The sequence below is a fragment of the Collimonas humicola genome, assembly GCF_018304945.1.
Taxonomy (GTDB): domain Bacteria; phylum Pseudomonadota; class Gammaproteobacteria; order Burkholderiales; family Burkholderiaceae_D; genus Collimonas; species Collimonas humicola.
Genome location: NZ_JAGQEE010000001.1, coordinates 1,046,186 through 1,072,190, shown reverse-complemented (window position 1 = coordinate 1,072,190; position 26,005 = coordinate 1,046,186). Strand labels below are relative to the sequence as shown.

At 54.8% G+C, this 26,005-nt stretch carries 20 protein-coding genes, 1 tRNA gene and 3 pseudogenes; 19 read left to right on the top strand and 5 right to left on the bottom strand.

What is annotated here, in order from left to right; translation table 11 throughout:
- Positions 1-171 precede the first annotated feature (171 nt).
- The 17 genes from KHU30_RS04860 (at position 172) to KHU30_RS04780 (ending at position 17,478) form a co-directional block, all read left to right on the top strand.
- Positions 172-265, top strand: a tRNA-Ser gene (locus KHU30_RS04860).
- A 203-nt stretch (positions 266-468) separates the two neighbouring features.
- Positions 469-3,078, top strand: coding sequence for a bifunctional lysylphosphatidylglycerol flippase/synthetase MprF (gene mprF, locus KHU30_RS04855; protein ID WP_211441475.1), 2,610 nt, complete (start codon positions 469-471; stop codon positions 3,076-3,078).
- A complete protein-coding gene (locus KHU30_RS04850; protein ID WP_211441474.1) occupies positions 3,075-4,487 on the top strand; it encodes a virulence factor family protein in 1,413 nt (470 codons plus the stop codon). The genes mprF and KHU30_RS04850 overlap by 4 nt, the downstream gene beginning before the upstream one ends.
- Positions 4,488-4,883: 396 nt before the next feature.
- The gene (locus KHU30_RS04845) at positions 4,884-5,852 is read left to right on the top strand and encodes an ABC transporter substrate-binding protein (protein WP_211441473.1); all 969 of its coding nucleotides are present in this window, start codon (positions 4,884-4,886) and stop codon (positions 5,850-5,852) included.
- 100 nt (positions 5,853-5,952) lie between these two features.
- Positions 5,953-7,512, top strand: coding sequence for a sugar ABC transporter ATP-binding protein (locus tag KHU30_RS04840; RefSeq protein ID WP_211441472.1), 1,560 nt, complete (start codon positions 5,953-5,955; stop codon positions 7,510-7,512).
- On the top strand, positions 7,509-8,639 hold the full coding sequence (locus KHU30_RS04835) for an ABC transporter permease (RefSeq protein ID WP_211441471.1): 1,131 nt from the start codon (positions 7,509-7,511) through the stop codon (positions 8,637-8,639). Before KHU30_RS04840 ends, KHU30_RS04835 begins: the two co-directional genes overlap by 4 nt.
- Positions 8,636-9,637, top strand: coding sequence for a galactofuranose ABC transporter, permease protein YjfF (gene yjfF / locus KHU30_RS04830; protein ID WP_407928022.1), 1,002 nt, complete (start codon positions 8,636-8,638; stop codon positions 9,635-9,637). Before KHU30_RS04835 ends, yjfF begins: the two co-directional genes overlap by 4 nt.
- A gap of 160 nt (positions 9,638-9,797) precedes the next feature.
- Positions 9,798-10,502 carry a nuclease domain-containing protein gene (locus KHU30_RS04825; RefSeq protein WP_211441470.1) on the top strand — a complete coding sequence of 235 codons (705 nt, stop codon included), beginning with the start codon at positions 9,798-9,800 and terminating at the stop codon, positions 10,500-10,502.
- 192 nt (positions 10,503-10,694) lie between these two features.
- Positions 10,695-11,192: a GNAT family N-acetyltransferase gene (locus KHU30_RS04820; RefSeq protein ID WP_211441469.1), complete on the top strand. Its 498-nt coding sequence runs from the start codon at positions 10,695-10,697 to the stop codon at positions 11,190-11,192.
- A 233-nt stretch (positions 11,193-11,425) separates the two neighbouring features.
- Positions 11,426-12,082, top strand: a complete 657-nt coding sequence (locus KHU30_RS04815) for a hypothetical protein (RefSeq protein ID WP_211441468.1) — start codon at positions 11,426-11,428, stop codon at positions 12,080-12,082.
- A gap of 148 nt (positions 12,083-12,230) precedes the next feature.
- Positions 12,231-12,704: a hypothetical protein gene (locus KHU30_RS04810; protein WP_211441467.1), complete on the top strand. Its 474-nt coding sequence runs from the start codon at positions 12,231-12,233 to the stop codon at positions 12,702-12,704.
- 146 nt (positions 12,705-12,850) lie between these two features.
- Positions 12,851-13,522: a hypothetical protein gene (locus KHU30_RS04805; RefSeq protein ID WP_211441466.1), complete on the top strand. Its 672-nt coding sequence runs from the start codon at positions 12,851-12,853 to the stop codon at positions 13,520-13,522.
- Positions 13,523-13,894: 372 nt separating this feature from the next.
- Positions 13,895-14,374, top strand: coding sequence for an OmpA family protein (locus tag KHU30_RS04800; protein WP_211441465.1), 480 nt, complete (start codon positions 13,895-13,897; stop codon positions 14,372-14,374).
- Between the two features lie 221 nt (positions 14,375-14,595).
- Entirely contained in the window at positions 14,596-15,021 is a 426-nt protein-coding gene (locus KHU30_RS04795; protein ID WP_211441464.1) for a VOC family protein, read from the top strand.
- 176 nt (positions 15,022-15,197) lie between these two features.
- Positions 15,198-15,704: a hypothetical protein gene (locus tag KHU30_RS04790; protein ID WP_211441463.1), complete on the top strand. Its 507-nt coding sequence runs from the start codon at positions 15,198-15,200 to the stop codon at positions 15,702-15,704.
- Positions 15,705-16,037: 333 nt separating this feature from the next.
- Positions 16,038-16,595, top strand: a complete 558-nt coding sequence (locus tag KHU30_RS04785) for a carboxymuconolactone decarboxylase family protein (protein WP_211441462.1) — start codon at positions 16,038-16,040, stop codon at positions 16,593-16,595.
- A 37-nt stretch (positions 16,596-16,632) separates the two neighbouring features.
- A complete protein-coding gene (locus tag KHU30_RS04780; protein WP_211441461.1) occupies positions 16,633-17,478 on the top strand; it encodes a helix-turn-helix domain-containing protein in 846 nt (281 codons plus the stop codon).
- 663 nt (positions 17,479-18,141) lie between these two features.
- Here KHU30_RS04780 and KHU30_RS25685 read toward each other — a convergent pair.
- Positions 18,142-21,354, bottom strand: a pseudogene (locus KHU30_RS25685) (YadA-like family protein); the annotation flags it as partial.
- A 507-nt stretch (positions 21,355-21,861) separates the two neighbouring features.
- Positions 21,862-21,957, bottom strand: a pseudogene (locus tag KHU30_RS25680) (ESPR domain-containing protein); the annotation flags it as partial.
- A gap of 722 nt (positions 21,958-22,679) precedes the next feature.
- On the opposite strand from KHU30_RS25680, the gene KHU30_RS25365 reads away from it, so the two are divergent.
- Together KHU30_RS25365 and KHU30_RS25675 are read left to right on the top strand one after the other, a co-directional pair.
- Positions 22,680-22,814 (top strand): hypothetical protein, encoded by a 135-nt coding sequence (locus KHU30_RS25365; RefSeq protein WP_268907165.1) that lies wholly within the window; start codon positions 22,680-22,682, stop codon positions 22,812-22,814.
- Between the two features lie 172 nt (positions 22,815-22,986).
- A pseudogene (locus KHU30_RS25675) lies at positions 22,987-23,166 on the top strand (TolC family protein); the annotation flags it as partial.
- A gap of 106 nt (positions 23,167-23,272) precedes the next feature.
- Here KHU30_RS25675 and KHU30_RS04765 read toward each other — a convergent pair.
- The 3 genes from KHU30_RS04765 to KHU30_RS04755 all read right to left on the bottom strand — a co-directional run bounded on the left by KHU30_RS04765 (position 23,273) and on the right by KHU30_RS04755 (position 25,997).
- Entirely contained in the window at positions 23,273-23,728 is a 456-nt protein-coding gene (locus KHU30_RS04765; protein WP_211441459.1) for an RICIN domain-containing protein, read from the bottom strand.
- A gap of 1,028 nt (positions 23,729-24,756) precedes the next feature.
- Entirely contained in the window at positions 24,757-25,746 is a 990-nt protein-coding gene (locus KHU30_RS04760; protein WP_230427183.1) for a tyrosine-type recombinase/integrase, read from the bottom strand.
- A gap of 41 nt (positions 25,747-25,787) precedes the next feature.
- On the bottom strand, positions 25,788-25,997 hold the full coding sequence (locus tag KHU30_RS04755; RefSeq protein ID WP_268907171.1) for a DUF4224 domain-containing protein: 210 nt from the start codon (positions 25,995-25,997) through the stop codon (positions 25,788-25,790).
- Between the last annotated feature and the right edge of the window lie 8 nt (positions 25,998-26,005).

Sequence of the window (26,005 nt, the reverse complement as noted above, 5' to 3'; positions counted from 1 at the left end):
GTCCCGCTGCGCTGATTTGGCCCGGGGCCGGCCGGCGCAGCAGGTTTTCAGCGGGTTTTCAAAAAATTTTCAAAAAAAACTGTTAATTTGGCATAGCGTTATTGACCGATGCCCTATGAAAAGTTATTATTCGTGTCCTTAACGCGGCGTTGCTAAAAGCCGTTTAAGCTTGGAGGCGTGGCCGAGTGGTCGAAGGCACTTCCCTGCTAAGGAAGCATACGGGCTTAAACCTGTATCGTGGGTTCGACTCCCACCGCCTCCTCCAAGAACATGTTGCGGTTCATTCCGGAACGTACAAAAAGCCGCTCCCAGCCTCGTGCTGGAGCGGTTTTTTTGTTTCCGCCCGCAATTTCTTTGCCGGTTTATTACTTGCCGTCACGAACCTTGCTTTGTAAACTGGCTCTTACCAGGTGGTTAAGCAACTTCCGCTTTCCGTGCCCGAGGCGTGGACGGATTAATTAAGGTCACATGGCAAGTCATTCTTCCCCGTCAAAAACAGACAAGACAATCGCCGGCGCGAATCCCGCCGCCGCGCAAAAGACCGGCATCAGCTGGCGTGCATGGGCCACGGCGCTGCTGGTGCTGATTCTCGGCGCGCTGGTGTTCAAGTCGCTGCATGCCTTGCTGGCGGATGTGCATTACCGCAGCATTGTCCACGCGGTCAGGCATACCCCTGTGAGCAACCTGCTGCTGGCGGTGCTGGCGACCGCCGTCAGTTACCTGTCGCTGGCCGGCTACGATGTCTCCAGCTTGCGCTACGTCGGCGCCAAGGTGAAAGGGAGCACCATCGGCCTTACTTCATTCATCGCTTACGCGCTTGGCAACACGGTCGGCCTCGGCGTGCTGACCGGCGGCACGGTACGCATGCGCCTGTACACGGCAAGCGGCGTTGAAGCATCCCAGGTGGCGCAGGCGGTCGCCTTCAATGCCAGCGCGTTCGGCTTGGGCATGAGTACCTTCGGCGCGCTCGGTCTCCTGTGGGGCGCGCCGCAGATCGAGGCGCTGGCGCATATTCCGAGCTGGCTGCTGCGCGCGCTGGCGAGCCTGCTGCTGCTTGGCGTGGCCGGGTTCATGGTCTTGTGCAAAGTGCGCCGCGAGGTAATGCTGTTCGGGCGCTGGAACCTGCGCTTGCCGGAAGTCGGGCTGGCGCTGCGCCAGCTGCTGATTTCGGCCGTCGACCTGAGCGCGGCCGCGGCTACCTTATGGTTCCTGCTGCCGGGCGGCGTCATCGATCTGCCGACTTTCGTCGCTTTTTACGCTATCGCCATGGCGCTCGGCGTGATCAGCCATGTGCCGGGCGGCGTCGGCGTGTTCGAGGCGGTGATTTTGCTGGCTTGCGCCAATCACGCGCCGACCAGCGGCATCGCCGCGGCCTTGCTGCTCTACCGCAGCATCTATTTTCTATTGCCCTTGCTGCTGGCGACGATCCTGCTCGCCGCGATTGAAATACGCGCGGGCACCGGCGCACCGGTGGCGCGCGCGGCGGTGCGTTTGTCGCCCTGGCTGCTGACCGCGCTAACCCTTGTCACCGGCACCATGCTGCTGGTATCCGGGGTGACGCCGGCCACCCGCCATGCTGAGGAATTGCTGCGGCTGCACGTGCCGCTGTTCGTGGTGGAGGCCTCGCACCTGATCGGCAGCGTGGCCGGACTGGCGATGCTGTTCCTGGCGCGCGGCCTGCTGCACAGGCTAGACGCGGCATGGTGGGCGTCGCTGGTGCTGACCATCATTGCCGGCATCCTGGCGCTCCCCAAGGGGATCGCGGTGAACGAATTCATCGTACTGTTCCTGCTGGCTTCGCTGCTGGTAATTTCACGCAAGCAGTTTGACCGCCGTTCCTCGCTGTTTTCCCAGACCTTTGAACCGGGCTGGCTGATTGCGGTCGCCTGCGTGCTGGCGGCTTGCGGCTGGATACTGCTGTTCGCCTATCGCGATATCGATTTTGCCGACCGCATGTGGTGGCAATTCGCTTTTGACGATTACGCACCGCGCTCGATGCGAACCCTGATGGTGGTGGCGATCATGGCGCTCGGCCTCGGCCTGTGGCAGCTGTTCCGCCGTTCCACCGGCGTCGCCGAGCGTCCCGGCGAGGAGGAGCTGCAGCGCGCCGCCGGGATCCTGCGCAAGCAGCCGGCGGCGGATGCCTGCCTGGCGCTGATGGGCGATAAAAGCCTGCTGTTTTCAGCCTCTGGCAACAGCTTCATCATGTACGCCAAGCACAATCGCTCCTGGGTAGCGCTGTCCGATCCGGTCGGCGAGCAGCAGGAATGGTCGGAATTGATCTGGCGTTTTATCGAACTGGCCGACGGCTACGGCGGCCGCGCCGCGTTCTACAAAGTGCGGCCGCAATCCTTGCCGCTGTATCTCGATGCCGGCCTGCGGGTCTATAAGCTGGGCGAAGAAGCCTATGTGCCGCTGGACCAGTTCAGCCTGCAAGGGCCGCGCCGCGCCAATCTGCGGCATGGCGTCAACCGCGCTGAGCGCGAGGGCTTGAGCTTCGAGATCGTCGCACCGGCGCAGCTGTCGTCCGTGATGGCTGAACTGAAGACTGTCTCGGACGCCTGGCTGGCCGATCAGGACACGCGCGAAAAGGGTTTTTCGCTGGGCGGCTTTGACCAGGCTTATATCCTGCGCCAGCCGGTCGCGGTGATTCGCCGTGCACAGAAGATCATCGCTTTCGCCAGCCTCATGTGTCCGGATGTGTCGCGGGTCGAGGCCGCTATCGACCTGATGCGGCAACTGCCGGATGCGCCGCCCGGCACCATGGATTTCCTGTTCTCCAGCCTGATGCTGCATTTCAAGGAACAGGGTTTCCAGCGTTTCGGGCTGGGCATGGCGCCGATGTCAGGCATGAAAGACCATCAGCTGGCTTCGCGCTGGCACCGCTTCGGCCGCATCCTGTTCATGCATGGCGGTCGCTTTTACAATTTCCGCGGCTTGCGCAATTTCAAGGACAAGTTCGATCCGGTGTGGGAAGCGCGCTACCTGGTGAGCAAGGGCGGCCTGGCGCCGATTTTCACATTTACCGATACCGCTGCACTGATCAGCGGCGGTCTCAAGGGGGCGGTCAGCAAATGAAAAAAGTATCAGCGGTGTGGGCGGCCTGCCTGGCGGGCGCTGTGTTGGCCGGCGGCACCGTCGCGGCCGAGGAATCGCATCAGCGCCTGAGCCATGGCCGTTTCAAGAGTATCGAAATCTATAAGCCGAGCGGCGCCATGAACGGTGTCGTCCTGTTGCTGTCCGGTGATGCCGGCTGGGACAAGAGCGCGGCTGAAAAAGCGAAGGCACTGGCGGCGCAAGGCGCTTTGGTGGCGGGGATCGGCACGCCGCAGCTGTTCGCCAGCCTCAACGCCGACGGCGGCGACTGCGCCTTTCCCGACGGCGATCTGGAGAACCTGAGCCGCTTCGTGCAAGCCTACGAAAAGGTGCCGGGATATTTTCCGCCGCTGCTGGTGGGCCAGGGCGCCGGCGCCACTTTGTCGTACGCCATGCTGGCGCAAGCGCCCGCGAACACTTTCAGCGGCGCCCTGACGCTGGGATTCTGTCCGGCCCTGGCCTTGCGCAAGCCGCTATGCAAAGGCGAGGGCGTGCATTTCAAGGCGCGCGCCAAAGGCGAAGGTGTCGAGCTGCTGCCTGTCTCTAAATTACCTGCTGCATGGCATGTCCTGCAAAATACGCAGGCCCCGAATGACGGACTGTGCAGCGCCGGCGTTACCCAGGCGTTTGTCGCCGGCGTTGCCGGCGCCGCGCTGATCAATGTGGACGGCGCCGGACAAAACCAGGCGGCTGCGCTGGCTGCGGCCTACGCCAGCTTCGCGGCCAGGCAGCCGCTGGCGCTGCCGGCGCCGCCGGCAGCGGTATCGGACCTGCCGGTGGTCGAGGTCGCCGCCATCGCGCAATCACAGCCGCCGCGCGATGCCGACACCATGGCGCTCCTGATCAGCGGCGACGGCGGCTGGGCCGGCATCGATCGCGATGTCGCGGCTGCGCTTGCCAAGCGCGGCGTGCCGGTAGTCGGCGTCGATTCTCTGCGCTATTTCTGGAGCGCCCGCACGCCGGTCTCGACCGCCAGGGATGTCGAGCGCCTGGCGCAGTTCTATATGGCGCGCTGGAAGAAAAACAAGGTGCTGCTGATCGGCTATTCGCAAGGAGCCGACGTCTTGCCTTTTGTGGTCAACCGGCTGTCGCCGGCAATGCTCTCATCGGTTCCGCTGGTCGCCATGATGGGCCTGGGTAAAAAAGCAGACTTCCAGTTTCATATGACCAACTGGGTCAGTTCCAGCAACGATGGCTTGCCGATAGCGCCGGAAGTCGCCAGGTTGCCGGCAGGTTTGGGAATGTGCATCTACGGCAGCGAAGAGACGGACACTTCCTGTCCCAGCCTCGATGCCAGCCGTGTCAAGCTGTTGAAGCTCACTGGCGGTCATCATTTCGACGGCAACTACGAAGGCCTGGCCGGCTTGATTCTTGATGCGGCGCGCAAATAACCGCATGCTAGTATTTTCCTGGTGAATATCAGGTATCACAACAATCAAGCAGACGGATATGCTGCGCTGCGATATAGTGCACCTGTCTCCTCCAACACCTCATAAGGTTTGGATTCAGCCCGCAACGAAAGTTAGCGGGCTTTTTTTTGTCCGAACCAGGGCGCCGAACTGCCGGCGGCCCTCAGCGCATGCCACGGAACAGATACCGAAATGCGTATCTGAAGGGCGAAAAATTTCATTGGATAGTCTCCTGCTTCCCTCCTAGTATGGTGCGCGCACATCCCCCAAAAATCTTTTTTACAGTAAAAAAATAATACCGGAGGGATGGCTTTGTCGCGCCGGTCAGGCCAGCGATCTGCGTTGCGAAAAATGCCGATAAATTAACGGAGACAAGCAATGAAAATGACACGCAGAACGGTACTGAACGCAGCTCTTTGCCTGGGATTGGGATTCGGAATCGCTTCCGGCGCCAGCGCCGAGAAGGCCTTGGTCCTGGGATTTTCGCAGGTCGGCGCGGAGAGCGAGTGGCGTACCGCGAATACCGTATCGATCAAGGATGCGGCGAAACAGGCCGGTGTCACACTGAAATTCGCCGACGCCCAGCAAAAGCAGGAAAACCAGGTGAAGGCGATCCGTTCCTTCATCGCGCAAAAAGTCGACGTGATCGCCTTTTCGCCGGTGGTCGAGTCCGGCTGGGATACTGTGCTGGGCGAAGCGAAAGCCGCCAAGATCCCGGTGATCCTGACCGACCGCGCGGTCGACGCCAAGGACAAGTCGCTGTACGTGACGTTCATCGGTTCCGATTTCGTTGAAGAAGGCCGTCGCGCCGGCCGTTGGCTGCTGGAGCGCGCCAAGAGCATGCCTGCCGGCGATATCAATATCGTCGAACTGCAAGGCACGGTCGGTTCGGCGCCGGCGATCGACCGCAAGACCGGCTTCGCCGAGACTATCGCCGCCAATCCGCATCTGAAGGTCATCCGCTCGCAATCCGGCGACTTCACCCGCGCCAAGGGCAAGGAAGTGATGGAAGCCTTCCTCAAGACCGACGGCAAGAAAATCAATGTGCTGTACGCCCACAACGACGACATGGCGATAGGCGCGATCCAGGCCATTGAAGAAGCCGGCCTGAAGCCCGGCAAGGATATCCTGGTGATCTCGGTGGATGGCGTCAAAGGCGCATTTGAAGCGATGATGGCCGGCAAGCTCAACGTCACGGTAGAGTGCAGTCCCTTGCTCGGGCCGCAGCTGATGAAAGTGGCGAAGCAGGTGGTCGCCGGCGAGACCGTGCCCAAGCGCATCACGACCGAGGAGAGCGTATTCCCGGCGGAAGTCGCCGCCAAGGAATTCCCGAACCGCAAATATTGAAGACCGATCCGGATGGCGATGCGATTTCCGCATCGCCACGTTTATCGTGATGGTGCGCCGGACGTACCATCTTGCATGAAAACCTCGGGATCGCAGGCGGATGACTAAAACGGTAACAGGCACTACCGGCGAGGCGCAGGACAGCGGCGCTCCAACCCTTGCCCTGAGCGGCATATGCAAGACATTTGGCGGCGTGACGGCGCTCAGCGATGTGGCCTTGCGGCTGTACCCGGGTGAGGTCCACACGTTGATGGGCCAGAACGGCGCAGGCAAATCGACGCTCATCAAGGTATTGACCGGCGTCTATGCGCCTGACAGCGGCCGCATGCTCTTGCATGGCCAGCCGGTGCAGCCGCGCTCGACGCTGGAGGCGCAGGGCCTGGGCATCAGCACCGTGTACCAGGAGGTCAATCTCTGCCCGAACCTGTCGGTGGCTGAAAACATCTTCATCGGCCGTTACCCGAAAAAATACGGTGCGATCGACTGGAAAACCATGCAGCTGCAAGCGCAGCGCCTGCTGAGCGAGCTCCATGTCAGGATCGATGTGGCGACGCCGCTTTCCAGGTTTCCCCTGGCGATCCAGCAAATGGTGGCGATTTCCCGCGCCTTGAGCATCTCCGCCAAAGTGCTGATCCTGGATGAGCCGACCTCCAGCCTTGACGACGCCGAGGTCAAGCTGCTGTTCGAGGTCTTGCGCAAGCTGCGCGGACGGGGCATGGCAATCCTGTTCGTCACCCATTTCCTGGAACAGACCTACGAAATCTCCGACCGCATCACAGTGCTGCGCAACGGCGTGCGCGAGGGCGAATACCTGGCCAGCCAGCTCAGCCGGCTGGATCTGGTGAACAAGATGGTCGGCATGCAAGCCTCATCGCCGTCCGATGCGGATGCCGGCAGCGAGCGCACTGAAGCATTGGCTGGCGATGGCCGGCACGCCGTGCTGCAGGCCCGGGGAGTGGGACGGAACGGCATACTGGCGCCTCTCGATCTCGATTTGCGTGGCGGCGAGGTGCTCGGCCTGTGCGGCTTGCTCGGTTCCGGCAGGACCGAAACGGCGCGCCTGCTGTTCGGCGCCGACAAGCCCGACAGCGGGACCATACAGGTACGAGGGAAAGCCGAAAAATTCCATTCGCCGCGCGATGCGATCGCTGCCGGCGTCGGCTTCTGCTCGGAAGACCGGAAAAAGGAAGGCGCGATACTGGAATTGTCGGTCCGGGAAAACATCATCCTGGCCTTGCAGGCAAGGGCCGGCTTGCTGCGCGTGATTCCGTACAAGCGGCAGCAGTCGCTGGCCAGCGACTACATCAAATGGCTGGGCATCAAAACCCCGGATATGGAAACCCCGATCGGTGCACTGTCCGGCGGCAACCAGCAGAAAGCCTTGCTGGCGCGCTGGCTGGCCACCGATCCCGCCATGCTGATTCTCGACGAACCGACGCGCGGCATCGATGTGCGCGCCAAGCAGGAAATCATGGACCACGTGATCGCCCTGTGCCGCAAGGGCATGGCGATTCTGTTCATCTCATCTGAAATTTCCGAAGTGCTGCGGGTCAGCGACCGCATGCTGGTGCTGCGCGATCGCAAGGCTTGCGGCGAGTACCGGCGCGGCGAGCTGGATGACGATTCGGTGCTGCAGGTGATTGCAGGGGAGTGCGGATGAACATTCCATTGAACCCGGATGCCGGCAAGCAAGCCGGGCAGGCGGCGTCCCCACCTTACACTCCCATGGAACAGTTATCGGGTTTTGTGCAGCATCCTCTGTTCCGGCCTGTGGCGGCCCTGGCGCTGCTGCTGGCCGTGGACTTTTTCATGATCCCGGGCTTTTTCCGGCTGGAGTGGAAAGACGGCCATCTCTACGGCAGCCTGATCGATATCGTCAACCGCGCCGCGCCCTTGATACTTACCGCGCTCGGCATGACCCTGGTGATTGCGACGCGCGGCATCGATATCTCGGTCGGTGCGGTAGTGGCGATCTCTGGCACCGTCGCCGCCTTGCTGATCGGCGGCACGCTGCAGATGCATGGCGGCGTGCCGGAGTACGCCAGCCGCATCCCGATGGCATGGGCAATCGCGGCGGCCTTGGGGGCAGCGCTCCTGTGCGGCGTCTGGAACGGTTTCCTGGTTTCCTCCCTGGGCCTGCAGCCGATCATCGCCACCTTGATACTGATGGTCGGCGGGCGCGGCCTGGCGCAGCTGCTGACCGACGGCCAGATCATCACGGTCTACTACAAACCGTTTTTCTATATCGGCAGCGGCTATCTGCTCGGCTTGCCGTTTTCCTTGTTCATCGCCCTTGGCGTTTTTCTAGCGGTGGCTGTTCTCATGCGCAAAACGGCGCTGGGCTTGTTCATCCAGGCGGTCGGCATCAATCCGGTGGCGTCACGGCTGGCCGGCATCCGCACCGCGGCGCTGATCTTTTTCGTCTATATGTTTTGCAGCGCCTGCGCCGGCGCCGCCGGGCTGATGATCAGTTCCAACATCAAGAGCGCGGACGCCAACAACGCCGGCCTGCTGATGGAACTGGACGCCATCCTGGCGGTGACCCTCGGCGGCACTTCTTTAGGCGGCGGCAAGTTCAGCCTGGCCGGCAGCGTGGTCGGCGCGTTGATCATCCAGGCGCTGACCTATACGATCTATTCGATGGGCGTACCGCCCGAAGTCAATATGGTGGTGAAGGCAGTCGTGGTGTTCGCGGTATGCCTGTCGCAATCGAAGGAGTTCCGCCATCTGATGCCGCGCTTGTCTGGCGGCGCTTCCCGGATGCGCAGCTCGGCCGGGGACAAATGATGAAAATATTCCGCTCGCTGCTGGCGTCTCCCTATTTCACTTCCATGGTGACGGTGGCATTGCTGCTGCTGACATTCGGCCTCGGTTCTGTCGCTTATACCGGCTTCTTTTCCTTGCAGGTGGTGCTTAATCTGCTGATCGACAACGCCTTCCTGCTGGTGATCGCGATAGGCATGACTTTTGTGATCTTGTCGGGCGGGATCGATCTCTCGGTCGGCTCGGTGCTGGCGCTGACCACCATGATCTCGGCTTACCTGCTGCAATACTGGCACTGGCCGCCGCTGCTGGTGATTGCCTGCGTGCTCCTGATCGGCGGCGGCTTCGGCGCCTGCATGGGAGCGCTGATCCATTTTTTCAAGCTGCAGGCGTTCATTGTCACGCTGGCGGGAATGTTTCTGGCGCGCGGCCTGTGCTACCTGATCAGCATCAATTCCATCACCATCGACCAGCCCTTGTATGTGACGCTGTCGCAGGCCAGGATCGGCGTGTTGGGCGCTTTCGTCTCTCCCAGCGTGCTGATCGCCATGATGATGCTGGCGCTGGCCATCTATCTTGCGCACTACACCCGGTTCGGGCGCGCTGTCTATGCCATCGGCGGCAATGAGCAATCGGCCCTGCTGATGGGCTTGGCGGTAGGGCGCACCAAGGTGCTGGTTTACGCCTTCAGCGGTTTCTGCGCGGCGCTGGCCGGCGTCTTGTTTTCATTCTATATGCTGTCCGGCTACGGTTTGCATGCGCAGGGCACCGAGCTGGATGCGATCGCCGCGGTGGTGATCGGCGGCACTTTGCTGACCGGCGGTTACGGTTATGTCGCCGGCACCCTGAGCGGCGTGCTGATCCTGGGCCTGATCCAGACCTTGATCGCCTTCGACGGCACACTCAGCTCCTGGTGGACCAAAATCGTGATCGGCGTGCTGCTGTTCGTTTTTTGCATGGCGCAACGCCTGATGTCTTTGGGCGCAACGAGGAACGGGGCGGCTGCCGCGGCAGCTGCTTGACCGACGTCCTGGGTCCGATTCACGCGTTTTGCGCGCTCTGATCGTCTATCTATCGGTGAAATGCGAACAGGTACATGCCGCAAAGGAAGAGCGTCGGGCAGTTCGCGCGAGGGGACAATTTGTGTCGGACATGTAGGTTGCGTTCATGAGGCGTAGTCCCATGAAGCGTTCGGCAAAGCCAATGCGTCGAACGGCAATGTCCCATGGTCTGACTGGCGTTCTGTCCTCCTCATCCTTTCAACGATCAAAGAAACCCAAGAAGCGCATCAAAATCCGTCATAAGCCTTTGACCAAGATACACGCCTCCGCGCGCGACCAGGAAGGCACATTGCGCTTTCCCGGCGTTTGTAACTATCACACCGATACGACGGTTCTTTGCCATTCCAATTTGCTGGAGGACGGCAAGGGCTATGGCATCAAGGCGCCAGATGAGAAGGGCGCCTATGGGGTGAGCGCCGATTACCTGCTGGGGCTCTCCAATGAGCCGGAGCGGGATCCGCGCACGGCAGAGCAGGTGGCCGTGTTGCGGTCGGTACAGGGTGCCGTCGAGCAAAACGTCGCCGCAATGGTCACTGTCTTGCTCAAGAATGCTGGGGAGGTGGCGCCATTACGTTCGCACCTGGAGAGCCTAACTCAGCGAATCAGCCAGCTGCAGGAAGCGTACGACAAGGTATGCCGCAAGAACGAGGAATTCCAGAATGATGTTCTGGCAGGTTCGATCCTGGAGAGCGCTGTTGATGCCGCCGGCGACGCTGCGTGTAAGGCAAAGCAGTTTGTGGAACGTCGATCAATGATTGCCGAATTTTGCGTGAAAGCGGCAACGGACGATGGTAGCTATCCATTATTTGTGTTGGCTCAAATTTGACCCGGCATAGGCCTCAGCCTGTCTTAATGTTATTGCATTGATTTCGTTTTATATTGCCCCGGTCGTTCGTCATTACAGTAACCTGCATCTTTGGATGGGGCATTCAAGATTTTACCGACGCAGTAAGTCATCTCAAAGCTGTCCAAAGAACTCCTGGTAATTTTGTATCAGGGGAGGACGATAGAGCGCCATTTGGCCACATCACATCTTTTCTATTTTCAAAAAAATATGCTACGTCTTGAACCTTTGGCACCTGATGACTTTAGAGATTACATGACTCGATCTACTCAGCAGTATGCGGAAGATATCGTCCAAAGTAGTGGTTGCTCTTATTCCGTGGCATACGCCAAGGGGGAAGATAGCGTGCATCAATTGCTGCCACACGGCATGGCAACTGAAGGTCAATACATCCTAAGAATTATCTCTGAAACAGAAGGTGGTCCGGTTGGGATTGTTTGGTATGGTATCGATGACTCCGTCGCATTCATATATGACTTTGAGATTTATTCGAAATTTCGTGGTCAAGGTTACGCAAAACAAGCGCTCGAATTGTTAGAGAATATAGCGCGCGAATTGAAATTGTCACGATTAGAGCTAAATGTCTTTGCACATAATGTTGTGGCCCGAACTTTATATGAGCGTGCCGGATTTCAGCCTGCCGAAATAACGATGCTGAAAAAAATCGTGTGATAGTGCCAGAGTAACTGAACCAGGACCAATTGTTACCCGCTATGACAAGCTGGGCTCGCGCATCGAGCCGTTCCTAATCATTGCCGCTTCGAGGTTGTAGCTGAAGTATTGTAGATACACTCTAGCGGTCGCACTGCAGATAGTCGTTGTTTTTGTAAGGTCTGCTTCCGGCCAGGAACGGTCAGTCGAGGGTAACCTTCAATTATTAGTTTAAGCACTGGGAAATTGGGTATATGAAACAAATCGGATTGCTCTTGGCTGTAGCAGCCATATTTAGTTTTTTTGCGAGCGCCAATACATCGTTCGCCAAAGATAATTCTGGAATTTCATCAAACCAACAAGAATTGGAAGAATTCAAGGCGGCTCTCATTAAGATTCCAAAATTTCCCAATACGGGAGGCGCCTTGCAGGAGAGGCTGTTAAAAATAACGGCAGGCGCAGAAAAAGAGGTTAATCCAAATTTTGTTGATGATATTTTCGATGTTTCTGCGTGGCCATGGAAAGAGCGTCGGTCTATTGACGGTGGACTTTTGCGAATAGACTACGGAGTGATTCCCATTGAAGGGGATTTGTATATTCACTTGAGAGAAATTGATAAAAAGCCCATGTGGGCATTTCAAATGATGCTGATGCACTTGAGTTTTGATAATGCATTGGTTGGGATTGACCCTATGGCAGCACCGAAAGTAATGTGTGTTTCAGACAAAAACATAATAGCTGCTGTGCTTCAGCAAGGCTGGAAATTGGAAACAAACTTGCAACGGACTCCTCAAGAGTTGTGGGTGGGGACTTATGGATTCACCAAAAAAGGTGGGTATTCCATCATCATGAAATTTACGGAGCCAAAACAAAACAATGATTCATGTTTGACTTATATGAGCGTTAATTAATGGGTGTCCGTTATTAGGAAGTAGCTATGTCCGCTTCGGGTCGAATTGAGGCTGTCGCGACCGGCTCAAATCGGTCTGGAGCTGCCGGTTGCCGTGATGTCCCATTACGGTCACTCAGCAGCGCTATATAACTAAGGATCAGACCTGCATGAATCAGTTATTTTTTTCGCTAGTTGTGACTATGCTTTTGATCGTCGCCCCAGTCGCCGAAGCCCATCATCCGTGTTTTCACTTTAGCTGTAAGGATCTACAAGAATGCAAAGAGGCTGCCGAATGGATTGTTGAAGCGACTGTCGTCGACATCACTCACACAGGAGGTCAGAAAGAGTGTGAAACTGGCCCATATGGCCCGCTGTGCGGTTATGTCGAGAATCCGGAAGTTTTGATTCTTGCTAACGCACAAGTCATCAAAGGTAAATTCGACTTAAGACAGAACGGCGAAGCCTCAGTTTCGCGTAAAGATTCGTGTTTTTCTGGAGCATTGGCGTCAATGAATGACAAACCTGAACTGGGAACTCAGGGCGACAGAATTCGTCTGTATGGCGACAATTTAAACAGACCACCGTTCATTCATCCCGGCTATTTTTTTGTCGAATCTATCGAGAGCCGTCGTGTACCTTAAAGCTGCTATCGGCCAGAAGCGGCCGGTCAGACTGTCTAAAGGCTATGCGAATTAAATTTTTATAATTTTTCACTGGAACGTCCATGACGATTTTTTACCACGATGTCGATTCTCTAGCTTTGATGCCTTTTCATAGGGACTGAATAGTGGTATTTCAAATCCATTTACCAGCAACACTTAATCCGATGACGTTAACTATGCGGCAAGATGATCATGCTTATGGGCTACTTTCTCTAGCGATGGCGCGAGCTGCGCACAATTGCGCCGAGAACGATACAGCAGTGGCCGAATTCGTTGCACGTGAATTTGATGTCCATCAACTCGTCTTTTATCACCATCATCTATCCAATCTTGAAAATATTGCTCAATCTCTGACCGAACTACAGGTGTTGAAAGAGGTGGCGGATAGTGGTTGTTATTTCACATTCGCACATGAAGTGACGGAGGTCGCCAAAGTGGCTGTTTCTCATCGAGAGGAAGGTCCAGACTTTCAGCATATGCTGCATTATTTTTGCTACCACTTTTCCAATTACGGCACAGATTATTATGGCTTGAATTTCCACATCGATACACCCTTCTGCCCACAACGCGGCATGGAAGAAGTGGTTGATGCGCTGGCAGAGCTTGGGTATGCACGCAGGCTGGGAGTGGGTTCAGTCGTTCCGGTTGAAAATCTCGGCTTATCTCGGAGGCCGGAAAGACTGCAGTTCCTGAAGGGTATGGGCAAGCCGTGCTTCATCTGGTCCGAGCGGATGCAGGCCATAGCTGCGGATGGAGTGGTTTGGGATGAGCTTGAAGATTTAAGTGATCGTATCTAAAAGGCCCACAGTAACGGGAACATTTTTCTTTTGTTCCACAATCGGCCATGAGAAGACGGTAATAGCATTAATGATGCACTCGTATCTTTCACGTTAGGACTCACAGATGGGCATCTTCGGATTTGGCAAAAAACCTCAGCCAGTTGACCGCTATGCTGGAAAGCCATTCCTTAAGCTTGTTGACTCATTCGTATTGAAGTCTATTGGCGAGCTAGACTCATACCAAGAATCGCTTCTTGTACGCATGACTCCCACATTTCAAAAAACTTTTTCCTCCAGTGGTACTTGGGAAGAAATTGTCATGGCCTAGCCTCCTACAGCAAATCCATTCATGCAATTGAATTCAATTTCACGGACTAAAGCACTAATAAAATGACACCACCAATTGCTTTCATATTTACGGCGTTATTGCTTGAGTCTGCTCAAGCTGAATCTCCTTTGAACGTCGAGGGACGCTTTAATGCAGATGTTCATTTTGAACGCACGGCAACAACGCCATCTGCAAGCGAATTACAACGTTTCACTGACACTATCAACAGAGTAAGAAAATCCGAGTTTTGTCCATTAGAGGTCGTGATTGCCGTCGGTCATGCTGAAGCAAGCGAAGGAAATCAGCAAGAAACTCAAGAGCTTTCAATGAAGCGAGCTCAGTATATCGACCACATTCTGAAAGCTGAGGGAATCCCCTCAAGCGCTATCATGGTTGAACATAAGGGCGCCACTCAACCAATCGTTTCCGCACCCGATCAGCGGAACGCTCGTGTCGAATTGGAATTTATTGGATCTGCGTATCCAAGTTCGCCTTGCACAATTCCTGTCGGTGCCAAAGGATTCCGACTAAGAACGCCATGAGAAAAGAACCGCAAATTTTCGGGGTGATGGCAAACCAACGATAGGTACGTGATTACCATCACAACTGAATGTCTGGTTTCGGTAAACTCCAACTTCCGCTTTGGGTCGCAAGCAGCCTGTCACCAGTGGCAGCAATCGCCCATATGCGGCCAATGGGCGTGCCCGTATATATCGCTTACAATTCCAGTTATCGCTTAATTACCTCTAGGGAAGGTACTCAAATGATCGACCATGTCTACATCTCTGTCACTGACATCGACAAGTCACTGGCCTTCTACTCTGAAACGTTGAAGCCACTCGGTTGGAGCATATTCGGCAACTACGAATCCGCTTCGGGCCCCGACGGTGTCCCTGATCTTTACGGCATCGGTGACGATGTGTACGGAAAGGGAAAGGCGGTTGGGTCAAGCATCTGGCTACGTCAACGCAAGCCTGGCGAGACCGGGCTGTACCTCGGGATTGTCTGCGACACCAATGAACTGGTCGACGTCGCCTACGCAGCTGCAATCAAAGCCGGTGGCACCGACGAGGGGAAGCCAGCAGATCGCACCCACTTTGCCCCCGGCTACTATGCCGCCAATGTCTCCGACTTCGACGGCAACCGCCTTGAATTCGTACACAAAGCATGGAACCCCAAGCGGCACTAATAGCAATCTCTGGGCTGTACTACAGCGAGTAAATGGCTGTTTTGCGGAAGTGCGATTGCCCGAAACGGGGCGATTTGAGCTTTTTGCGACAAGCTCAAAACGGCTAGAAGCAGACACGCAATAAAAACACGCAGATAGAGGGAATAGTTATGTGGCCATCTAGGAGAGAGTCGGAAATGTTCAAGATATCTGCTCCGCAGCCGTTTATAGACTTGGGTCAGCGCTGGGGTAAAAAGGTAAATATTAAAAAAATACTCGCGCTAACGCTATCCACATTATTGTTTTCTGGCTGCGATGTCGAGTTCGGGCATTTTGCCAAGGATAGACAAGCCGCAGAAGCTGGTGTTGTGGAGTTTCGGCGTCTTTACGCTGAGGGAAATTTCCTTGGCTTGTACCAGCTGGGGTCAGAGGAGATGCAACGAAATGTCTCACAAAAGAATTTCGTGGACGCAGCTCAGAGCAGTATCAACGCGTTTGGCGCATTGAAGACTGCAAGACAGGTTGCAGCATCATGCTTTCCAAATCAGGTTCGTTTCGTTTATCTTGCCGAATATGAAAAGGGACAGGCAACGGAGATGATGGCGTGGACTGTCCACCATGGGAAAGCCTCTTTAGCGATGTACAGCGTTTCGCCTGGCTATGTAGAAGTAAAAAACAATGAGAACGCTAAGTGTCAATCGTAGCCTTATCCGTTAGAGAAAAATATCCATCGCAGCAGTCCGTAATCGGCCATCTCCGGCCGCTGATGCGACTCCTCCCACGCTCGAATTTACGTCCGGTTTACGTGCGACACCTGCTGTTCGATTGGTCCTGAAACTCACGATAGAGATGGGTGAAGCAGCGCCGGATGCCGGGTCCGCGTCAATGAGCCGTGTGCAGGTCGAATCCATACTTTTCCAACTGAGCCTCGCGCTGCAGGGTAATTACATTCGATGTAATTGCCGTACAGCGCAGCCGCCTCTATTCTTTGGCTGTCGCGCCACCAATTCGGTGGCGCTCACCGTCAAGGAGATACCATGCCCAGCTATCCCGTTCACACGATCGAATCCGCGCCCGAGCAATCGAAGCCCGTGCTCCAGCAACTGCAACAGGCGTTCGGCCTGATCCCTAACATCGCGGCCACGATGGCCGCTTCACCGGTGCTAATCAACGGTTTCATCGGCCTGTTCGAGCGCGTGCATGCGAGCAGCCTGACGGAGCAGCAGATCCAGACGGTGTTGCTGACCAACGCCATCACAAACGCCAGTCAGTGGCCGGTCGCGTTTCACACTGCGCTTGCGCTGAAGGAGGGCGTGCGTCCCGCTGATGTTGACGCAATCCGCCACGGCGGCCTGCCTGGTGACGCCAGACTCGCCGCGCTGTCAACGCTGGCGCGTACGCTGATCGAAAAGCGCGGCCGCCTTGCTGAATCGGACCAGAGACGCTTCCTCGAAGCTGGGTTCAGCTCCGAGCAGATACTTGAGGTCATTGCGGTGGTTGCAGCATCTACTATTACGAACTACACCGGTAGCGTTACACAGCCGGCACTCGAAGCGACGTTCGAGGAATTTGCCTGGCATTCGCCCGCCGCCTGAGTCCGCTATAATCAGCCGTCTCGAATAGGGAAATCCGATGAACGTCACTAGTCCCGACCCGAAAATTCCGCCGAGTGAACTTGGTAGTTTGTTGCGCTATTGGCGAGACGTGCGTGGCGTGAGTCAACTCGATCTGTCGCTCGAGGCCGGGGTCTCGCAGCGCCAGATCAGCTTCATTGAAAGCGGACGCAGCGTGCCGGGTCGGGACACGCTATTGACCCTCGCGCAGACGCTTGATGTGCCGCTGCGTGAGCGTAATGTATTGCTGCTCGCCGCTGGCTACGCACCCGTGTATTCGGAGGCGCCGTGGAACGCACAGGAGATGCACAGTGTCGTTCGCGCGCTCGAACGTGTCGTTCGCCAGCACGAACCGTTTCCGGCGATCGTGATGGATCGCCACTGGAACGTGCTGATGACCAACGACGCAGCACCGCGCTTTTTCAACTGTTTCATCGACATGGCCTTGCGCGAAGGTCCACGCAACATGCTGCATCTGATCTTCGATCCGAAGGGGATGCGCCCGTTTGTAGCCGATTGGGACAACGTCTCGCGAAGCCTGCTGCAACGGGTGTATCGCGAATCGGTCGGCCACGTGATTGATGATCGCACCAAAGGTCTGCTCGATGAACTGCTTGCGTATCCCGACGTGCCGCGCGACTGGAAGACGTATCATGCGCCGTCCGTGGCGCCCGCGATGCCGGTTATTCCGCTTGGTTTTATCAGCGAGGGTGTGGTTCTTCGTTATTTTTCGATGGTAACGAGCGTTGGAACACCGCAAAATATTGCTGCGCAGGAGCTACGCCTGGAATGCATGTTCCCTGCCGACGATGCAACCGAAGCACGTCATCAGCAACTGCTTGCAACGCATTCAACGGAACGCTGAACGCCTTCTGGATGTCCTGTCGTGTTCTCCTGCCGGGGCCGAGACCGTCAGTTAGAACAGCCACACCGCCGTCCTTTGGGTGTCTGATTGACCTCCTAGACCGTCATTCAACAGGTCCGGCATCGTACGGCTGAAACGGGTCGCAAGCTGCCTATCGTCCGTGGCTGTAATCGACCAGTTGCGAACGGTCGAAAGTGTCTTCCAATTGATGGTGATTCAGCAGCTGTAGAGCGCCGTTCGATGATTGCGGATTTTCGCGCGAAGGCGGCAACGGACGATGGCAGCTATCCATTATTTACTTAGTTGAGTAGTGCCCACTTAATCTGATATCAAATGTCAGGTCACCCATTAAACGACCGATTTTCTGAATTGACCTTAGGTGTACGCAAACGGTATAAGAGGGCCGCGGGTTCGATTCCCGCTGCCTTCACCAATATATCGTCTTAAATCGAAGCTTAAAAATATAACGCTGTCATTAATTGGGCTACTTTGGGGCGGTTTAGACTCCTGAATGACAACACAATGGCAGCATTTATTTTCCCCTCTGTTGAAGCGAATTTGATTCACTCCTCTTCTAACGCTGGACGTCTATCGAGATCTTTCTAGGCACGAAAATTGAGAATTGCCGCAGCAGCACACTAATGTAATGTCTGCCGGTAAAATCTACCAGGTGAATCCGTATCCAATCTGCAGAACTGTGTTTTGACCGGTAGTGCTGACACCTGCTCCCCAGGCGCTATTGCCGCTAGTGCTTACCTGTTTGAACTGCAATGCAAGCGCGTTATAGCCCTGGTACGAGCCCAATCCCACTCCTAACCCTCTTTTTCCAGGATTCACAGTAGGCATCACCACACCTGAAAGAGCTGCGCCCATAGCAACACCGGAGTAGGCAATGCGTTTGACGTCACCAACCTGGTTTTGCACATTTTGTAGCTGAGACACATTTACCGCGTCAGTAGGATTGATCCCTGGCGCCACATTGGTAATCCGGCGTTCATTACCTGTCGAACCCACCGACAATGTGTTTGCCTCATTGGCCACGGAATTTGCGCCGACCGCTACCGAATTGTTTCCTGTCGCCTGGGCGTTGGTACCAATTGCCACGGAATTTACCCCACCTGCTTGCGCCGTTGCACCCACGGCTACTGCATTATTGCCGGAAGCCAGTGAGTTTTGACCAATCGCGACAGTAGGGTCTCCGGTTGCTTGGGCATTATTGCCTATTGCCACTGAACCGGCTTGTGAGGCCAACGCTCGAAAGCCTACCGCTGTAGTGTTGAAATCAGTTGCTTGGGCGTTTGAACCAAGCGCCGTCGCCCCATCTTTTGTTGCTTGCGCACATAGGCCGGAACCAGTGGCATCAACGCCACTGACATGACTACATGTTGCCGCCGTAACATTAATGATTGCGGTACCCGCAGTACTGCGAGTTTGCACGGTACCATCGGCGTTGGCACCACCCATTGTGGTGCCCCCTAGCGCAGCTCCATTTGCAATCGCGTTATTTGAAGCAGCGGCCAACGGAGTCAACGCAGCATTAGCAGTTGAAATTCCTGTAATTTGGCCCAGTCCCGTCGACAATGATGACAGTCCAGTCGACAACGACATGACATTGTTGTTTGTCGTGCTCAAGCCCGTCGACAACGATGTGATGTTGCTGTTGGTGGTGCTCAAGCCTGTCGAAGTCGATGTGGATAACGATGACAGAGCATTGTTCGTCGTACTCAAACCTGTCGACAGTGAATTTACCCCACTTTGTGCCGTGCTAATCCCTGTCGATGTCGATGTCGACAGCGATGACACGTTGCTGTTCGTCGTGCTCAAACCAGTTGACAGCGACGTGATGCCCGTCGATGCCGACGTAGACAAAGATGATAACTGGCTGTAATTCACCGCATCAGTTGGATTCACGCCTGCGGCTACATTCGTGAGAGTCACTGGTGTCGTAGCACCAACTCCCCCCAAAGTAACTCTAGTGTGGCCTGGATTGTCATACTGAACAGAATTAGCAACCCCGGTCGACAAGGAGGAAATGCCCGTCGACAGCGACGTCACATTGCTGTTGGTTGTGCTCAGACCAGTAGACAACGATCCGATGTTGCTGGTGTTAGTGCTGATGCCCGTCGAAGTCGAGGTCGACAACGAAGATACGTTGCTATTTGTTGTGCTCAGACCCGTCGACAACGATCCGATGTTGCTGGCGTTCGTGCTGATGCCGGTCGAGGTTGACGTCGACAACGAGGTCACATTGCTGTTGGTCGTGCTCAGACCTGTTGACAGCGAACCAATGTTGCTGGCATTGGTACTGATGCCAGTCGAGGTCGACGTCGACAGCGATGTCACATTGCTGTTGGTCGTACTCAGACCCGTCGACAACGATCCGATGTTGCTGGCATTGGTACTGATGCCGGTCGAGGTCGACGTCGACAGCGATGTCACATTGCTGTTGGTCGTACTCAGACCTGTCGACAGCGAACCAATGTTGCTGGCATTGGTACTGATGCCGGTCGAGGTCGACGTCGACAGCGATGTCACGTTGCTGTTGGTCGTGCTCAGGCCGGTGGACAAGGAACCCACATTGCTATTTGTTGTGCTCAGGCCCGTGGAAAGCGAATTGACGCCGCTTTGCGCCGTGCTAATACCCGTCGATGTTGACGTCGACAATGACGATATGCTGCTATTTGTTGTGCTCAGGCCGGTGGACAAGGAGCCTACATTGCTATTTGTTGTGCTCAGGCCCGTGGAAAGCGAATTGACGCCGCTTTGCGCCGTGCTAATACCCGTCGATGTTGACGTCGACAATGACGATACGCTGCTATTGGTTGTGCTCAAACCAGTTGAAGCCGAGGTCGACAGCGAAGTCACGTTACTGTTGGTCGTGCTCAGGCCAGTCGACAGCGAACCGATGTTGCTGGCGTTGGTGCTGATGCCGGTCGAGGTCGACGTCGACAGCGATGTCACATTGCTGTTGGTCGTGCTCAACCCGGTCGACAGCGAACCAATGTTGCTGGCATTGGTACTGATGCCGGTCGAGGTCGACGTCGACAGCGACGTCACGTTGCTGTTGGTTGTGCTCAGCCCTGTCGACAGCGAACCGATGTTGCTGGCGTTCGTGCTGATACCAGTCGAAGTCGAGGTCGACAACGAAGATACGCTGCTATTTGTTGTGCTCAATCCCGTGGACAGTGAAGTGATACCTGTCGAAGCAGATGTAGACAGTGAGGTTACGCTGCTGTTCGTGGTACTTAAGCCCGTCGACGTTGAGGTCGACAGCGAAGCCACATTGCTATTCGTTGTACTCAGGCCGGTGGACAGCGAATTTACACCGCTTTGCGCCGTGCTAATACCCGTCGATGTTGACGTGGACAATGACGATACGCTGCTATTGGTTGTGCTCAAACCAGTTGAAGCCGAGGTCGACAGCGAAGTCACGTTGCTGTTGGTTGTGCTCAGGCCGGTGGACAAAGAACCCACATTGCTATTTGTTGTACTCAGGCCCGTGGATAGCGAATTGACTCCGCTTTGCGCCGTGCTAATACCCGTCGATGTTGACGTGGACAATGACGATACGCTGCTATTGGTTGTGCTCAAACCAGTTGAAGCCGAGGTCGACAGCGAAGTCACATTGCTGTTGGTTGTGCTCAGGCCGGTGGACAAAGAACCCACATTGCTATTTGTTGTACTCAGGCCCGTGGATAGCGAATTGACTCCGCTTTGCGCCGTACTAATACCCGTCGATGTTGACGTGGACAATGACGATACGCTGCTATTGGTTGTGCTCAAACCAGTTGAGGCCGACGTCGACAGCGAAGTCACATTGCTGTTGGTCGTGCTCAAGCCAGTCGATGTCGACGTCGATAACGAGCTCAACTGGCTGAAATTCACCCCGTCAGTCGGGGCTGTACCTGCAGCGACATTGGTAAGCTGATTTCCTGCCAGACTGGCTCCGCTGGAAAATGTCGCAAGACCGCTACTGGAAAAAGTACCGGTCACAGCTGTGTTGCCTTTTAGGTTTATACCAGATGGCCCATAAAGCGTAATGGCCCCAGTAGCATTATTTCCGGTAGCGCCAATCCACATATATGCACTAGTACCAGCCACCCCGCCGCTCGCATTATTGTTTTCTGAAATAATCACACCGGTACCAGTACCGCAATTCCCCTCGCCGCCAGACCAATTGGATGTCTGCCAAGGACCACCACCAGAAACAGTACTACCATAATCTCCGGTGCTAGTACCGTTACAATTACCAATTGCGCCAGCCCACGCGGCATCCGCCGCAACCATCATAAAGAAGATAGTAGCAACGCCTCTAACGATCGGCTTCAGAAGAAAACTTCGCCCTATTGCATCAGATAGCTTGGTGCTCCGCTTCGCAGAAACAGTAGTCGTTCCTCTCCGATTGCTCTTCGCCAGCTCGCCAACCACGCAATAGTCACCCGTGACTTTGCTCCAAATAATTCGATAAATTTTGTTCATTTTTATTTCCCTTTAAAATTGCGATCAATTTAAATTAGAGAAAAAGCGCACAAAAAATCGGTCGGGAGAATATTTGTGTTGATCTGTATTGAGTTCTGGATGGCAGCGTCGAGAAAGGGCTAGCTGATTTCATTGGTCATAAAATTGCCCACAAGATACTAACGTTACATGATTGGCTGATTTTCTTTAAATAGCCATTTTATTTAACAATGAGTAACATTCGTATCAATGTAATATGAATATTTGTTTGCGCGCAGACAATGTTGCGTGTGGGAAATTTAACGTATTTGCATAGAGAAATCTTGATCAAAAAATGATATTTATTTTTTATTCAAGAACTCATTTCCTAATCAATTCCAGTGTTGTCTGCCGCGTGTCACTACGCTCATATCTCAAGGCTTGCGTTACAGCCATCTGGCTCCGAATTTTCTTGATGTTGATGTGCCGGATCCCATCACAACACCGCAGCCCAAAGGCAGAGCAGGCGTATGAAATACTTTCCCCTGCCTGGTCCAATCGCAAGGACTCAGTTCAAGGAACCTAGATGAACTTGGGAAGCTTTGGCTTTTAGCTGCTAAATTGGAGGCTTGTTCTCTAGTCTCAATCGTAGGTGCCAACATCAATCACGACACCGGGCGATAGGTCTTTTAGATATTGGTGCTAGCTGTAAGAATGAAGCGTTCCAGAACGATGCCCTGGACGGCTTGATCCTGGAGGGAGCTGTGAACGCCGCCGGCGATACCGCGTGCAAGGCAAAGCAGTTTGTAGAGCGCCTGTCGATGGTTGCCGATTTTCACGAGAAGGCTGCAATGGACGATGACAGCTATCCATTATTTACGAAAGAAGGTCATGCGTAAAAGGGGCGGGTGGGTACACTGATATAGTGTCAGGATCAGATATGGCTGTAAGCCGAACTGACGAACGTTGAACAGCAGGTCATGCTGGAAGTCTGGAAAAGTAACTAGGCGCTGCGTACCGAAGCGGAGAACCTGAAAAGTACCGACATCCTGTTGCGGCAGCGCTCGGCAATCCTTCGAGGTGGCAAACGGGCGCTATAAGGCCGGCGTGGGTAATATTTCGGAGTTGCTCAAGGCGCAAAGCGACTTAGCTGGAGCGCAACAGCAGCGCATCCTTTCGTTGACCAACTGGCAAACCGTAAGACTACGACTGGCCACCAGCTTGGGGCGATTGCGAACGAATGGGATTTAGGAAGTGTTGTGTGGTTAGTGGTATGAGCAGAATTTGCAGTTAAGGCCTTATGTTTTTAATTAGAAGTGCAATTTTTACAAAGTTGCACTTCTAATTTGAATTCAGATTACTGAAAACCTATTGATCCTGTTGCGAGAAACGCATACGGATCTTGGGGTTTCCATTGCTGCGCGATAGAGCCATTGAAGGGATAAGCCCAGAGCGGATTGCCTGGGGTGGTGCCCCTGACTTTGTCATCGATGACCAGAGAAGTGTTCGCCAACGACGTGATGTAGCCCTTCCGCGCAGTAAAGCTCCATTGCTGCGATTTCGTTGGCGCCCCATTGTAGACGGAGAGAACAATCGGCACTTCGGCGGCAACCCGCCCATCTTTGAAGTCAACCGCCAATGTTTGTCCGCCGGCCTCGAGGAGGATCACGTTCTTGATGAGATCGATGTTCCATACCAAATTTGCCCCCGATGCTCCGAGAGGATATAGTCCCAGTGCCGCGCCGGCGATTTGATCCTCCACTCCCATGCCAAAAAAAGTGTTCGCCTGCCATTGAATGAATTTCTCAGACATTTTCAACTCCTTTTCAAGTGGTTAATAGTTTCGCGCCCGTTGTTTCCTTGAGCTTATTTTCGGCCTGGCCAGGACCATCAATGGTTCCGAAACGGCGCCAGACCATCTTAGTATCCACACATTGTGATTAATAGCTGTAAAACTTGACAGCCCTAAAGGGGGGCACTTCTCAATTCAGGAGATAAGAATGCTTGCGCAGCGGAAGGACTTGAAGCCCTGAGCGGGGCGCGCGCCGAGTTTGATCGGACGGGGAAAGTCGCATGCTCCGTTCTTAGGGGGCGGCGGCGCAGCAATGCGCTGTTGTTACCCGACGTGCAGGTCCTAGCCGACAGCTTTTTTCATAGCAAGGCAACAATGTCGGGACGTAAAAAAGCCGCGTGAAGCGGCTTCAGACGCTGCCGTAACAACATGCCGGCGGCAGGTATACCGTCAGCGCCCGGCGCGCCTGAGCGCCTCCTGTTCCTTCTGGCAGTCGTCGCGCAAAGCGGCGGGATCATCAGCTGCTATGCCTGGTGCGCTCGGCGGCACGTTTGGCTGGTTTGAATTGGACAGGTTTGATTAACACGCCGGTAGCGTAGAGGGCAATGTCTGTAAAAGCCTCTGTCAGGAAGTCGGGAGCTACATCAGAAAATGGAAAACCGCAAAGAGGGCTGGTTTTTTATGCATTCTAATAGTGGTTCGCCTAGAGGTGCAGTGGCCCTTGATTACCTTAAAATACCTCGCAACAGAGGTTCATGGCCGATCAAAGGCTAAATGGGCAAACGGTGCAAGCGAGGGTTTTGCGGAAAAAATCCCGAATTGCGGAAATAATGAAAAAAGGCCCCCATCGCTGAGAGCCTTATATTCATTGGTGCCCGAGGCCGGACTTGAACCGGCACACCCTTACGAGCGAGAGATTTTAAGTCTGCTGGTTATTTTATATAAATCAATGACTTAGGATCTATGCCGCTCCGCAATTGTATAAATGCAGTCGGCTTGAAACCCAATGAACTCGCGGGGCGATTTTCGTTTGCGGAGCAGAAATCTGGCTATTTTGTGGGGCTGACAAGCTTACCGCGGCGGTGCCGGACATAATGCGATGTCATTACGGGGGTGGAGTGTCCGAGCTGGGCCTGAGCCTTTTCCATGCCACCGCTTTCTTCTTTATCCGTGCCGGCCTTGGCACGCAAGTCGCGGATCTGAAATGCTCGGATTTCCTTTTCACGGTCGGGATTTGCCAGAACAGCAGCGTCCCGTGCACGATCAAATGCTCCACGGATCATAGAATAGGTCATTGGCTCGCCGTCTTCATTGTTGATCAGCATCATACCTATGACCTTGCGGCTGTTGAGGCGTTCGATGATAGCACCAAGTTCGCCATCAAGAGATATGCGCAGTTTGGTTTCTCCCTTGTTTTGCTTTATGTGCAGCGCTCCGTCCTTGATGTCAGCACGGGATAGTTTGCGCACGTCGGCGGGGCGTTGGCCGGTGAGGTAGGCGATGTCCAGGGCATCACGCAATGGTGTTTCAGCGGCCTCCCATACCATTCTGTAGATGTCGTCATCGATGTAGATGTCGCGGCCTTTCTCTTTGTATCGCTTCACGCCGGTGCATGGATTGGCTTTGCTGATAAGTCCTTTGTCACGGCCGAAATTCCAGACATTGCTGAAGAGTGCAACTTCTCTATTTGCTCGAACTTTTGCTGATTTGCGCCAATCGAGATATTGACGAATATGGATTGGCTCCGTGCTTTCCATAGCTGCTTCCGGATCTTCAAAAAACTTGAAGAGCTGTTTAAATTCGCGTAGGTATATACCCTGCGTAGCCGATCCCTTAGTAGGTAAAAATTCTTTCTGAAAGCGCTCGGCGACATAACGGAAGGTGATCAATGCTCCTCTAGGCGCAACGCTCGCAGTCAGCTCAGCCCATTTTTTGACAGCCAGTGTGTAATCCGATCCGAGCGGAATTTCCGTGCGTGGTAAGGCACCCGTATCCAGGTAGTAGTAGATCTTGCCGCTGCGTTGCTTACGCTTGCGCATTCCGCGCGGCAAATTCAAATTCTTTGTCGGCTTCCTTCCCATTATCCTGCCGTCCTTAGCATGCGCGGCACCCAGGCGGCTTTAGGCGTGTCATCTTTTCGGCCTTCAATAGCAGATCTGGTTACTATCGCGTGGCCAGTTGCATTTATGAAAAATGGTATTCCCATTTGGCGAAGTGCGACAATCTGGCGAGTTTTCATCTTTCGGCCAGTCAACTCGGAGACCTCATTCTGATCTAGAAATATTCCCATCATTTCGC

Excerpts from the sequence above, each read along its gene's own strand:
- KHU30_RS04785 (WP_211441462.1), top strand. The coding sequence starts at position 16,038 with ATGCCCAGCTATCCCGTTCACACGATCGAATCCGCGCCCGAGCAATCG.
- KHU30_RS04790 (WP_211441463.1), top strand. The coding sequence starts at position 15,198 with ATGTTCAAGATATCTGCTCCGCAGCCGTTTATAGACTTGGGTCAGCGC.
- KHU30_RS04850 (WP_211441474.1), top strand. The coding sequence starts at position 3,075 with ATGAAAAAAGTATCAGCGGTGTGGGCGGCCTGCCTGGCGGGCGCTGTG.
- mprF (WP_211441475.1), top strand. The coding sequence starts at position 469 with ATGGCAAGTCATTCTTCCCCGTCAAAAACAGACAAGACAATCGCCGGC.
- KHU30_RS04800 (WP_211441465.1), top strand. The coding sequence starts at position 13,895 with ATGACACCACCAATTGCTTTCATATTTACGGCGTTATTGCTTGAGTCT.
- yjfF (WP_407928022.1), top strand. The coding sequence starts at position 8,636 with ATGATGAAAATATTCCGCTCGCTGCTGGCGTCTCCCTATTTCACTTCC.
- KHU30_RS04845 (WP_211441473.1), top strand. The coding sequence starts at position 4,884 with ATGAAAATGACACGCAGAACGGTACTGAACGCAGCTCTTTGCCTGGGA.
- KHU30_RS04755 (WP_268907171.1), bottom strand. The coding sequence starts at position 25,997 with ATGGGAATATTTCTAGATCAGAATGAGGTCTCCGAGTTGACTGGCCGA.
- KHU30_RS04825 (WP_211441470.1), top strand. The coding sequence starts at position 9,798 with ATGAAGCGTTCGGCAAAGCCAATGCGTCGAACGGCAATGTCCCATGGT.
- KHU30_RS04760 (WP_230427183.1), bottom strand. The coding sequence starts at position 25,746 with ATGCGCAAGCGTAAGCAACGCAGCGGCAAGATCTACTACTACCTGGAT.
- KHU30_RS04765 (WP_211441459.1), bottom strand. The coding sequence starts at position 23,728 with ATGTCTGAGAAATTCATTCAATGGCAGGCGAACACTTTTTTTGGCATG.
- KHU30_RS04835 (WP_211441471.1), top strand. The coding sequence starts at position 7,509 with ATGAACATTCCATTGAACCCGGATGCCGGCAAGCAAGCCGGGCAGGCG.
- KHU30_RS04780 (WP_211441461.1), top strand. The coding sequence starts at position 16,633 with ATGAACGTCACTAGTCCCGACCCGAAAATTCCGCCGAGTGAACTTGGT.
- KHU30_RS04840 (WP_211441472.1), top strand. The coding sequence starts at position 5,953 with ATGACTAAAACGGTAACAGGCACTACCGGCGAGGCGCAGGACAGCGGC.
- KHU30_RS04795 (WP_211441464.1), top strand. The coding sequence starts at position 14,596 with ATGATCGACCATGTCTACATCTCTGTCACTGACATCGACAAGTCACTG.
- KHU30_RS04810 (WP_211441467.1), top strand. The coding sequence starts at position 12,231 with ATGAATCAGTTATTTTTTTCGCTAGTTGTGACTATGCTTTTGATCGTC.
- KHU30_RS04815 (WP_211441468.1), top strand. The coding sequence starts at position 11,426 with ATGAAACAAATCGGATTGCTCTTGGCTGTAGCAGCCATATTTAGTTTT.